Genomic DNA, 12,246 nt, shown 5'->3' with positions numbered 1-12,246 from the left:
GTTAAAAACTACTCTAATTTCTTACAATTTTTATTGTTTTTTATTTTCTTATCGGTTTTACCCTCAAAAATTCATGCACAATGTGCTGGTGATGATGCGCAAAAAATAATTTGTGACATTCAGAATTCTGCGAATCAAAATATTTCTTTATTTTCATTATTAGGAGGCTCTCCAACTCCGGGCGGAAAGTGGACAGATGATAATAATTTTAGAGGTCTGGATTCTATTAGCGGAAATTTAAATGCGCAACTCATTAGAGAAGGTGGGGTTTATCATTATACTTATACCGCTCCTGATCTTGCAGGATGTACAGACAATACAGCGACAATCACACTTACTATTGGTGCCTACGTAGGAGTTGGTTCTAAAGCTACTGCCTGTAGCAGAGAAGGAAACTTTAATCTTTTTACAGCATTTGACAGTACCGTTATGGGACCGCATGAAAACGGAATATGGAGAGATAGTTCAGGAAAAATTTTAGATTCACCTGTAATTGGGATTAGATATATAACAACCCAAACAGAAACGCGTCAATTTACGTATGAGGTGCCGCTTATACCGGAATGTCCATCTACGCCATTAATTACCACTGTATATGTCACTATTGTAAGAACACCCGAAGAAGGAACGCCACAAGAGCTAACATTATGCGGAACTACAGATTTAGCCGGTTATACCAATTATGATATGTTTGAATCTCTTTTGGGTGAAGACAAAGACGGTGTTTGGAAAGGGCCAGATATCACATCACGATCAGATCACAATGTTAACCTTCAGGATTTGTTTAACAAATACGGAGCGGTAGAATTAAAGTATACTTATACCGTTTTTGCGGTTCCTAACCAGAATGTTTGTAAAGACAGAACTGCAGATGTAGTCATTACACTCGAGAAACGAATTGACTTTACAGGTGCAGAAATTGTTGTACTTAATGATATTTGCGAAAGCGAGATGGCTACCGCGACCTACTCAGCAAGAGTTACGGCAGGACCTCAGGGTATTCCTGACGGAGCATATAGGATTACTTATAATGTTAGCGGTCCAATAGCAGGATCAGAAACTGTTGCAGTAAATTTTAGAGACGGCGTTGTGGTTTTTCCCGTTAGATCGGCTTATTTTCAAAGTGTTGGTAAATTTACTATTACCGTTACAAGCATTGTTCCAACTCCGGGTCCAAAAAAATGTATTAGTTTATTTACTCCTTTTTCTTATGATTTAAATGTATTTCCGTTGCCGCGTTTAGATAATGCTGTAATAACCACCAGTCCAATTTGTCAGAACGATATTGCAACGATTCAAATTTCAAATGCCACGCTATTGGCCGATGGTAAGTATCGTATCGTTTATAATATTAATGGTGATAATTCAGCTACAGGGCAAACGGCAACTATAACAGCTGTGGGCGGAAAAGCTAGTTTTGAAATTCCCGGGAACTTAAACGCAAAAAGCGGATTATCTGTAATCAGAATTACTAATATCACCAATATTACAAAACCCACTCCGCAATGTACTAATACGGCAAATGTTACCGGAAATCTTACCATAAATCCTTTGCCTGTTGTGGCAAACGTAAAAATCCAGGTCAACGATAATTGTTTCAACGGAGTTTTTACTGCCAGTGTTTCAGGATTGGGAACTTTAACAAAAGTGAAACTTTCTTATGTCCTTTTAGATAATAATACTTCGGTAGAACAAATTGTAGATTTAACGGTTTTAAACGGAAATGCCAGTTTTGTAATTCCGTCTGCTTTGCTTCCCAATACAGGTTCTACAGTAATTTCGGCTACGTATTTAACGAATGATATTACAGGTTGTGGCAGTGCTTTGGTAAACGTATTAGATAGTTTTTTAGTAAATGCAATTCCGTTAGCGCCAGTGGCAGTGAATCCTCCAGATTTTTGCAAAATAGACAGAGCAACAATTGCTAATTTAACACCGCACGGTCCTCAATACAAATGGTATAATTCGGCAGCTTTAACTACGCCACTTGCCGATACTTATCTTTTAAAAACTGAAGACCTTTATGTAACCGAAACTTCAGCGGCAAATTGTACATCACCTGCCAGTATGATTTCGATTGTTGTAAAAGATACGCCCGCACCAACTTTAAATCCGGACGGACAGAATTTTTGCGGCTTAAAAAATCCAACAATTGCAGATCTTTCAAAAGCAACAAATGTGCCATCAACAGTTTCGTGGTATGATGCTCAAAATAATGGTAATTTATTAGCTTCAACCACTTTGCTTATCGATAAAGCCACGTATTACGGTTATGATCTTTCGAGTGTGACGGATTGTATTTCTGATAGTACTCTGGAAGTGACGGTTTCGTTAACCGAATGTGATCCTGCAGAATATGCATTTTTTGTTCCTGATGGATTTTCGCCAAACGGAGACAATGTAAATGATACTTTCAGAATTCCTGATATTGAATTTTTATACCCGGATTATACGCTGGAAATTTTTAATAGATACGGAAATGTAATGTTTAAAGGAAATGCTAATAAACCCAATTGGGACGGAAGAAATTCTGAAGGGGGCGGTATTGGCGATGCAATAGCACCAAACGGGGTCTATTTTTATATTGTCAATTTTAATAAAGGCAATAGAAAAGCGCAACAAGGCCGACTTTACCTTAATCGATAATTCCTTTTTATATTATTTAATATAATTTTCAAATGAAAAAAACACTATTTTTTATACTTTTCCTCTTTTATATCACATCAGCCTCAGCCCAGCAAGATCCGGAATATACGCACTATATGTACAATATGAGTGTGGTAAATCCTGCGTATGCTACCGGAGTTCCTGCGATGCTAAATCTTGGAGGATTATACAGAACACAATGGGTTGGAGCCGTAGGAGCGCCAAAAACATTCACCTTTTTTGGTCATACCGCCGTGACAGATAAAGTCGAAGTGGGGATATCGTTGGTTTCTGATGATATTGGTGATGGCGCAAAAAAGGAAAATAATTTCTATGCTGATTTTGCCTATGTCTTGAATCTTGGCGGGAAAAATAAACTTTCGTTAGGATTGAAAGCGGGGTTTACTTCGTTGCAAACCAATTTTAACGGATTCAAGTTTAGCGATGTACAAACAGATTTGGCTTTCGCCGAAAATATAAACGTAACCAGACCTAACATTGGAGTAGGGGCATATTATTTTAGAGATAATTTCTATGTTGGTTTGTCTGCGCCCAATTTATTGAGTTCTAAACACATTGAAGAAAAGTCAGGAATCAATGCCTACGGATCAGAAGCGATTCATACGTTTTTAACCGCCGGATATGTTTTTCAGATCAATGATATGTTGAAATTAAAACCGGCTTTTATGTCAAAGTTTGTACCCGGAGCACCAGTTTCTGTAGATCTTACAGCCAATGTTTTGTACAATAATAAATTTGAATTGGGAGCAGCTTATAGAGTAAACGATGCTGTAAGTGCTTTAATGAATATAAATGTTACGCCATCTCTTAGAGTAGGTTATGCTTATGATCATACACTTTCGAACATGGGACAGTTTAATTCCGGAACACATGAAATTATGCTGTTGTTTAATTTAGATTTATTAGGAAAAGGATATGATAAATCACCAAGATTCTTCTAAAATGAAAAATATGAAAAAACTACTCGTTATTATATTCGTATTTTCTATACAGTTTATAAATGCTCAGGATCTCGAACTGGCAAGAGCCAAACGATTTTTTGATAAGACCTATTATAGCGAAGCCATTGTGCTTTATGAAAAATTAGCTCAGGAAAAACCGTCGCAGCAAATTATTAAAAACCTGGCAGACTCTTATTTTTATACCAATAATTTAATAAAAGCGCAACGCTATTACAGGCTTCTAATTCAGAATTACAGCAATAATTTAGATCGAAATTATTATTTCAGATATGCTCAAACCTTAAAAGCAACCAATGCTTATGATGATGCCAATGCAGCGTTAAAAGAATATTATGCAAAATCAGGGAATACCGATGATATTGTCAATTTTGAAAAAGAGCTTAAAACCTTAGAAAACGTGTCGGCAATTGGGAAAAGATTCGAGATAAAAAACTTAACCATAAATACGCCCAATTCTGAGTTTGGAGCTGTACGATACAATGATAATTTAGTTTTTGCAGCAGTAAAACTAAAACCCGGATTATTCGATAAAAAGTTCAAATGGGATAATGAAACGTATTTGAATTTAGTCGAGATTCCGATTAAAAATATCAATTCAGCCGATTCTACGACTCATTATTTTGCTAAGGAATTAAAAACAGGAATGCACGAATCGAATGCTGTTTTTACAAAAGATGGTAAGACAATTTACTTTACAAGAAACAATTCTAAAAAAGGAAGTAAAAAAACAGATGACAAAAAAATCTCGAACCTTCAGATTTTTAAAGCGGAACTGATTGACGGAAAATGGAAAAATGTAACATCGCTTCCGTTTAATAGTGCCAATTATTCAGTAGAACATCCTGCGTTGAGTGCTGATGAAAAAGTATTGTATTTTGCTTCGGATATGCCAGGAAGTTTAGGCTCTTTTGATATTTATTCGGTAAATATTAATAAAGGAGCGTTTGATACGCCTAAAAATTTGGGACCAACGATTAATACCGATAAAAGAGAACAATTTCCTTTTGTTTCATTAGATAATAAACTTTATTTCTCTTCAGACGGACATTTAGGATATGGCTCTCTGGACGTTTTTGTTTCAGAAATTAACGGAAACGAATATTCAAAACCGGTAAATGTTGGATTGCCATTAAATTCTAATTCAGATGATTTTTCGTTTAATGTAGATTCAAATACCAAAGAAGGTTTTTTTGCATCGAATAGAGAAGGCGGAAAAGGAAGTGACGATATTTATTGGTTTAAAGAAACCAAAGAACTAATTGTAGAAGATTGCAAACAATTTATTGCAGGAACAATTACAGATGTTGATACCAAATTGGCTTTAGAAAATGCCATTGTAATATTGCAGGATTCAGATAAAAAGATTTTGAATACGATTATTACAAGTGCCGACGGAAAGTTCAGTTTTACCGTTCCTTGCGAAAGTTCGTTTACTGTTTTAGCTTCTAAAGAAAAATATACAAGCGAATCGAAATCATTATCTTCAGGAAAAACAAGAGACGCGAGTAATGATGCTTCGATGGCATTAAAATCTCTTGAAGTGATCAAACAAGAAGAACAGCAAATTGCTGAAAACAAAAGAAAGCAACAAATTATAATAGAAGAAGAGAATAACAAAAAAGAAGCTTTGGCGGTTATAGCATTAAAAGAAGCCCAGAAAAAAGCAAAAGCAGATCAGATTGTAGCGGCAGAAATTAAGAAGAAAGAAAAAGCAGAGGAAATTGCCGCGACAGAAGTTAAGAAAAAGGAAAAAATAAAACAGATTCTAATTGATGAAAAAGATGTTGTAAGAGACAAGGACAGATTGATCATCAAAACAGATCCTATTTATTTCGACTACAATTTGTGGTACATACGTAAGGAATCTAAAGTTATCTTAAGTCGTGTCGTAGCTTTAATGAAGAAATATCCTGATATGGTAATCGAGATAGGATCTCATACAGACTCAAGAGGAAATGAAAAGTTTAATGAAAATTTATCTCAAAAACGAGCCAATTCGACCCGGGATTTTATCATAGAATCAGGTATTAATGCCAAAAGAGTTCAGGCGAAAGGTTATGGAGAATCGGTGCCAATTATAAAATGTAAAACAGATGATGCTTGCTCTGAAGAAGAACATGAGTTGAACAGAAGATCTGAATTTGTGATTAAGAATTTATAGACTTCGTTTACATACAGTAAGTTAACCTAACAGACTTTAAAAACCTGTTAGGTTTTTTTAATTTTAATTCGGAAGTCTTTTTTTTGGCTTCTTTTTTATTTAACTTTATAAAATAACAACGAACCTAAAAATAATAATCTATGAAAAACTTAGTCATATCTTGTTTGCTTTTGTCTTGTATTGGACTTCAAAGCTGTAAAAATGATGAAAAACAAAAAGAAGCTGAAGCTGCAAAAGCCGAAGGCGAAAAAGTTGTAAGTGTTCAGTGCTATAAAGCAGTATATGAAAAAGATACTATCGATCTAAAATTGAATACTTTAAAAAACGGAAAACTTTCAGGAGATATGCTGATGAAAGTGGCAGGTTCTCCAGAAAAATTTGGTGAAATTGCCGGAGAATTTCACGGAGATACTTTGTTTGCAGATTATACTTTTAAGGAAAAAACAAATAAAGACAGAACGTTCAAAAATCCGATGGCATTTTTAAAACGAGACAATCAGCTTATTTTAGGTAACGGAACCATGCAAACCACAATGGGCGTAACTTATTTAGTAAAAGATAAACCAATCGATTTTGATCGCGTAAAATATAAATTTTCGACTACTGAATGTGTTGAGAAAAAATAGCGAGAATCTTTGTCAAAGATTTATCATTATAATAGACCCGACAGGTTTTTAAAACCTGTCGGGTTTTATTATTATAGATCCCATCGTTGTTACTGTGTATTTTTTCAGGAATGTCACCCTGAGCGGAGTCGAAGGGCCACAATCTTGTCATCCTGACGAAGGAAGGATCACACTAGAAACTCCACAATCAAAATTGCCAATCTTTGTAGAATACCGCGTGTGATCCTTCCTTCGTCAGGATGACAAACTTTACGCTGAAAACTGCGATTGAAAACTCCACAATCAAAATTGCCAATCTTTGTAGAATCCCGTGTGTGATCCTTCCTTCGTCAGGATGACAAACTTTACGCTGAAAACTGTGACTGAAAACTCCACAATCAAAATCGCCAATCATTGCCGAGTTCCGAGTGTGATCCTTCATTCGTCAGGAGGTCAAACTTTACGATGAAAACTGCGACTGCAAACTATCTCATCACTTTGTTTTTGTTCCATAGGAACATTTCATTGGTAGCATCAATAAATACGGCGTTTTTTCACGTTCCGTAGGAACGTTTGATTTTATAATTAATAATTGGTAAAAAATTGTACAGATTACCTATACAATTCCTCAAACGTCCCAATGGGACGATGTTTCATAATGCATTTTTTTTCTACCGATGAAGTGTTCCGATGGAACACAATCTAAAATAGCTTAAGTTAATGTCTCGTCCAAAGTATGGTTATAGTATATGTTGTAAAGAAGTTTTTTGCGATTAGGATTGTTTAGGTTATAAAACGGCATAAAAAAAACCGTTCCTTATTAAGAAACGGCTTTTACTATTTTTGGATTTTTATTTTTTTTATAAAACTTCTCCTTTAATTTTAAGGGCAACTCGGCCGTCAGGATAGTTTACAGCATTAGTTTCAACAGTAATTGTTTTACGAATTGGACCTGAAACCATGTTGTATTTTACATCAATTTTACCTTTTTTACCAGGCATAACTGCTGCTGCGGGTTTTGTAACAACGATAGAACTTACAGTAGATTCTGCACCTGTAATTAATAGTGGTGCATCGCCTGTATTTGTAAATTCAAAAGAGCGAAGTCCGTTGTCGCTTTTTGAAATTTTTCCATAATCGATGGTATTGTCTTGGGCTGCAAATTCAATTTTTGGGCCGTTTTGTGCATAACCTATTGCGCTAAACAATACGACAGCAATAAAAGAGGCTACATTTTTCATTTTAAATTTGTTTTTAAGTTGTAAGTAAATATACATTCTTTTAATTAACACACAAATTATTAATTCGCTTTTTATAGTGTACTTAATTATTTACTTTTGCTGTCAATATAATTACAAAAATTGAACCAAAGTTTATTTGGTTATTTGTTTAAGTGTTTAGTCGTTGAATGGAAACATTCAATAGGATTAAACAAATAAGCGAATTAACGATTAAACGAATTAACGATTAAACAGCCTAATAAATGACAATTCCAGCACAATTTGACGCTAAGACGATTGAGAACAAATGGTATGATTACTGGATGAAAAACAATTATTTTCATTCAGAACCAGATCATAGAACACCGTATACTATTGTAATTCCTCCTCCAAACGTCACTGGTGTCTTGCATATGGGACATATGTTGAATAATACTATTCAGGATGTTTTAATTCGTAGAGCACGTCTTAAAGGATTCAACGCTTGTTGGGTTCCGGGAACGGATCACGCCTCTATTGCAACTGAAGCAAAAGTCGTAGCAAAATTAAAAGCAGAAGGAATCAATAAAAATGATTTGTCCCGCGAAGAGTTTTTGGCACACGCCTGGGAATGGACACATAAATATGGTGGAACAATTTTGGAGCAACTTAAAAAATTAGGTGCTTCATGCGATTGGGAACGTACCAAATTTACGATGGATCCTGACATGTCGGCAGCGGTAATTAAATCATTTGTTGACCTATATAATAAAGGATTAATTTATAGAGGTTACCGAATGGTAAACTGGGATCCGGAAGCTAAAACGACTTTGTCTGACGAAGAAGTTATTTACGAAGAACAACAAGGAAAATTATTTTTCTTAAAATATAAAATAGAAGGATCTGAAGATTTCCTGACTATCGCAACAACACGTCCGGAAACTATTTTTGGAGATACTGCAATTTGTATTAACCCGAATGATGAGCGTTTTACACATTTAAAAGGTAAAAAAGCGATTGTTCCTATTTGCGGCAGAGTAATTCCAATTATCGAAGATGAATATGTAGATGTAGAATTCGGAACAGGATGTTTGAAAGTAACTCCTGCTCACGATATGAACGATAAAACGCTTGGAGAGAAACATGATCTTGAAATCGTTGATATTTTTAATGAAGACGCTACATTAAACAGCTTCGGATTACATTACCAAGGAAAAGATCGTTTTGTAGTTCGTACTGAAATTGCAAAAGAGTTAGAAGAAATTGGAGCTTTGGCAAAAACCGAAATCCATTTGAATAAAGTAGGAACATCTGAAAGAACCAAAGCGGTAATCGAACCAAGATTATCAGATCAATGGTTCCTTAAAATGGAAGAATTAGTAAAACCTGCAATTAAGTCGGTTTTAGAAACTGGTGATATTAAATTACATCCAAAACGTTTCGAAAACACTTACGCGCATTGGTTAAACAATATTCGCGATTGGAATATCTCTCGTCAGTTATGGTGGGGACACAGAATTCCTGCTTTTTATTACGGAGACGGAAAAGAAGATTTTGTTGTAGCAAATGATAAATATGAAGCTGCTGCAATATTAGAAGAAACTAAAGGTATTATTATTAGTGATTTTGAAGAATTACGTCAAGATTCTGATGCATTAGATACCTGGTTTTCGGCTTGGTTATGGCCAATGTCAGTTTTTGATGGTGTTGTGAATCCTGAAAATGAAGATTTTAAATATTATTATCCAACAAATGACTTGGTTACAGGTCCGGATATTTTATTTTTCTGGGTTGCCAGAATGATCATTGCTGGTTACGAATATGCAGGAGAAAAACCATTTACGAATGTATACCTAACTGGTTTAGTACGTGATAAGCAACGTCGTAAAATGTCTAAATCATTAGGAAATTCTCCTGATCCTTTAGACTTGATCGAAAAATTTGGTGCCGATGGTGTTCGTGTAGGATTGCTTTTAAGTGCTTCTGCCGGAAACGATATTATGTTTGATGAAGAATTATGCCTGCAAGGAAAATCATTTACAAACAAAATATGGAATGCTTTTAAATTGATCAAAGGTTGGGAAGTTTCTGAAACAATTCCACAGCCGGAATCATCAAAAGTGGCGATCGAATGGTACGAAGCGAAGTTGCAGCAAACGTTGGTTGACATTGAAGATAATTTCGAGAAATACAGAATTTCTGATTCATTAATGGCGATCTACAAATTGGTTTGGGATGATTTCTGTTCTTGGTTCCTTGAAATGATTAAACCGGCTTACCAACAACCAATTGATAAAGCAACGTTCGACAAAGCAATCGAAATGTTAGAAAGTAACTTAAAATTACTTCACCCATTTATGCCTTTCTTAACAGAGGAAATTTGGCACTTAATTACAGACAGAACTCCTGAAGAAGCTCTGATTGTATCAACATGGCCGGAATTAAAACCTTTTAACGCAGGTTTAATTGCTGATTTTGAAAGTACAATTGAGGTAATTTCAGGAATTAGAACGATTAGAAAAGATAAAAATATTCCGTTTAAAGATGCTATCGAATTAAAAGCCATCAACAGCGAGAGTCTTTCGACTTATTTTGATACAATTGTAACGAAATTAGGAAACATTACTGCTTTCGAATATGTTTCGGCTAAAGTAGATGGAGCGTTGTCTTTCCGTGTAAAATCGAATGAATATTTCATCCCGATTTCTGGAGGAAATATTGATGTTGAGGCTGAAATTGCAAAACTAACTGCAGAGTTGGTTTACACACAAGGTTTCTTAAAATCAGTTCAGGCAAAATTATCAAACGAGAAATTCGTTGCCGGAGCACCAGAGAAAGTCTTAGCAAACGAAAAACAAAAAGAAGCGGATGCTTTAGCAAAAATTGCTACAATCGAGCAAAGTATTGCTGGTTTGAAATAAGAATTAGATTTTTTTTAAAATATAAAAGCTGTCCATTTGGACAGCTTTTTTTGTATTTTGTCATTTCGACTGAAAGGAGAAATCACACGCGGAAATCGACAAAGATTTATTACCACACAGTTTGTCATTTCGAAGAATGAGAAATCCTCTTTAGCAGCTCTACAAAGATTTTCAATTTTGATTGTGTTAGTTTCTTGCGGAGATTTCTCATTCTTCGAAATGACAAGATTAGGTTATAATCTGATTGTAAATAATTCGTGAATTCGTGGCGATAAAAAAACATCAATTATTATTTCTTCCTCCTCAAAACCAAAAATAAAGGATAAGAAATCAACGTGATGGCAACGATAATGATAAAACTTTTGGGATCGCTGTAAACAAAACCAATTAATAAGGCTAGCGAAGCTATAATAGCGATAATTGTTGTAAAAGGATACCAGATCGAACGATAAGGTCTTGGTAAATCAGGTTCTGAAATTCGTAGTTTTATAAGAGAAAAATAGGCAAGTCCCCAAACGATAATAGAAGTAAAGGCAGCAAACGAAAATAAGACTTCGAATGAACCGATACAAATTAAAAACAAACTAAAAAGTGATGAAACCAAAAGTGCTACAATTGGGGTTCCGCCTTTATTAACTGCTGTTCCTTTTTCTATAAAAAAACCATCGCGGCTTAGTCCGTACAGGATTCTGGGCGGAATCATCATGAAGGCATTTAGAATACTGATTAGAGAGAATATAGAAATCACCGTAACGATAATGGCTCCGTTTTTTCCGAAAATGACGTTGGCAACATCGGCTGCAGCCAGATTTGATTTTGCTATGGTTTCTATGGGTAAAACGTGAAAGAAAGCCACATTCAATAAAACATAAATAGCGATTACAAGTAAGACTCCACTAAATAATGATTTCGGGATATTTTTGCTTGGATCGTCGTTTTCTTCGGCAAAAAAGCAAACACTATTCCAGCCATTGTATGTGCCTATAATCAACTGAAGCGATTTGAAAAATCCAAATAATAAACCAATCTGAACAAGGGAATTGTCTTTTGGAATTGGCGCTAATTTCACGCCTGTATACATAAAACAAGCTACAAGCAAGGCAAAGAAACAAATGACTTTTAATAAACTGGTAATTTGCTGAATAAAGCTTCCGTTTTTTACGCCGCTTAAATGCAGTAATACAAAAGCGACCAAAAGCGAAATCGCCATTTCGGTAGAGTAGTTTCGAAGATCAGGAAATAAAATGATAATATATTCACTGATAACAATACAGTAAAAGGCAGGCGGAATAACATTGGTAATATAATCGAACCAGCCTGATAAAAATCCGGCATATTCGCCCAAAGCTCTTTTAATATAATTATAAGATCCTCCGGCTTTAGGTAACATTGTGGCCAACTCGGCATACGAATTAGCACCTATTAAAACAAATAATCCGCCAAAGAGCCAGGAAGCAATAACGAGCCAATAATTGTCTAATAATCCCGCAATGGCGCCCGGTGTTCGTAGGATTCCAACTCCTATTGTTCCTCCAATTAATACGGCAATATTAAAACTTAAACCGAGACTTTTCTTTAATTGGTTTTTCTTGGAATCTGACATATCTAGAGTTTGTTTTTTATTGAGATATAAAGTATCTGCACAGTAAAAGTAATACAATTCGAAGACTTTCGTTTGTATCAAAAAAAAACCTCATTTATTACTAAATGAGGTTTTGTATTTTAGTTAAA

Annotated in this window: 7 protein-coding genes; 5 read left to right on the top strand and 2 right to left on the bottom strand. The window is 35.0% G+C overall.

Annotated elements, in window-relative coordinates; all coding sequences use genetic code 11:
* The 4 genes from FLACOL7796_RS07940 to FLACOL7796_RS07925 all read left to right on the top strand — a co-directional run.
* Positions 1 to 2,646, top strand: a 2,646-nt coding sequence (locus FLACOL7796_RS07940; protein ID WP_173970277.1) for a gliding motility-associated C-terminal domain-containing protein, incomplete at its 5' end; no start/stop codon positions are given.
* A gap of 32 nt (positions 2,647 to 2,678) precedes the next feature.
* Positions 2,679 to 3,608, top strand: coding sequence for a PorP/SprF family type IX secretion system membrane protein (locus tag FLACOL7796_RS07935; protein ID WP_173970276.1), 930 nt, complete (start codon positions 2,679 to 2,681; stop codon positions 3,606 to 3,608).
* 10 nt (positions 3,609 to 3,618) lie between these two features.
* Complete coding sequence (locus FLACOL7796_RS07930; RefSeq protein WP_173970275.1) at positions 3,619 to 5,790, top strand: OmpA family protein; 2,172 nt, start codon at positions 3,619 to 3,621, stop codon at positions 5,788 to 5,790.
* 140 nt (positions 5,791 to 5,930) lie between these two features.
* Positions 5,931 to 6,416 (top strand): hypothetical protein, encoded by a 486-nt coding sequence (locus FLACOL7796_RS07925; RefSeq protein ID WP_173970274.1) that lies wholly within the window; start codon positions 5,931 to 5,933, stop codon positions 6,414 to 6,416.
* Positions 6,417 to 7,255: 839 nt separating this feature from the next.
* Here the strand turns inward: FLACOL7796_RS07925 and FLACOL7796_RS07920 are convergent.
* Positions 7,256 to 7,636: a DUF1573 domain-containing protein gene (locus tag FLACOL7796_RS07920; protein WP_065448298.1), complete on the bottom strand. Its 381-nt coding sequence runs from the start codon at positions 7,634 to 7,636 to the stop codon at positions 7,256 to 7,258.
* Positions 7,637 to 7,878: 242 nt separating this feature from the next.
* On the opposite strand from FLACOL7796_RS07920, the gene FLACOL7796_RS07915 reads away from it, so the two are divergent.
* Positions 7,879 to 10,515 (top strand): valine--tRNA ligase, encoded by a 2,637-nt coding sequence (locus FLACOL7796_RS07915; RefSeq protein WP_173970273.1) that lies wholly within the window; start codon positions 7,879 to 7,881, stop codon positions 10,513 to 10,515.
* Positions 10,516 to 10,804: 289 nt separating this feature from the next.
* On the opposite strand, the gene FLACOL7796_RS07910 is transcribed toward FLACOL7796_RS07915, so the two are convergent.
* Positions 10,805 to 12,118 (bottom strand): APC family permease, encoded by a 1,314-nt coding sequence (locus tag FLACOL7796_RS07910; protein WP_173970272.1) that lies wholly within the window; start codon positions 12,116 to 12,118, stop codon positions 10,805 to 10,807.
* Positions 12,119 to 12,246 lie beyond the last annotated feature (128 nt).

Origin of the sequence: Flavobacterium bizetiae (assembly GCF_902804475.1) — a bacterium.
In the GTDB taxonomy this organism is placed as follows: domain Bacteria; phylum Bacteroidota; class Bacteroidia; order Flavobacteriales; family Flavobacteriaceae; genus Flavobacterium; species Flavobacterium bizetiae.
This window is presented reverse-complemented; position numbering and strand designations above follow the sequence as displayed.

What these genes read in the sequence shown, in the direction of transcription:
- FLACOL7796_RS07910 (WP_173970272.1), bottom strand. Translation starts at nt 12,118, where the DNA reads ATGTCAGATTCCAAGAAAAACCAATTAAAGAAAAGTCTCGGTTTAAGT.
- FLACOL7796_RS07915 (WP_173970273.1), top strand. Translation starts at nt 7,879, where the DNA reads ATGACAATTCCAGCACAATTTGACGCTAAGACGATTGAGAACAAATGG.
- FLACOL7796_RS07925 (WP_173970274.1), top strand. Translation starts at nt 5,931, where the DNA reads ATGAAAAACTTAGTCATATCTTGTTTGCTTTTGTCTTGTATTGGACTT.
- FLACOL7796_RS07920 (WP_065448298.1), bottom strand. Translation starts at nt 7,636, where the DNA reads ATGAAAAATGTAGCCTCTTTTATTGCTGTCGTATTGTTTAGCGCAATA.
- FLACOL7796_RS07930 (WP_173970275.1), top strand. Translation starts at nt 3,619, where the DNA reads ATGAAAAAACTACTCGTTATTATATTCGTATTTTCTATACAGTTTATA.
- FLACOL7796_RS07935 (WP_173970276.1), top strand. Translation starts at nt 2,679, where the DNA reads ATGAAAAAAACACTATTTTTTATACTTTTCCTCTTTTATATCACATCA.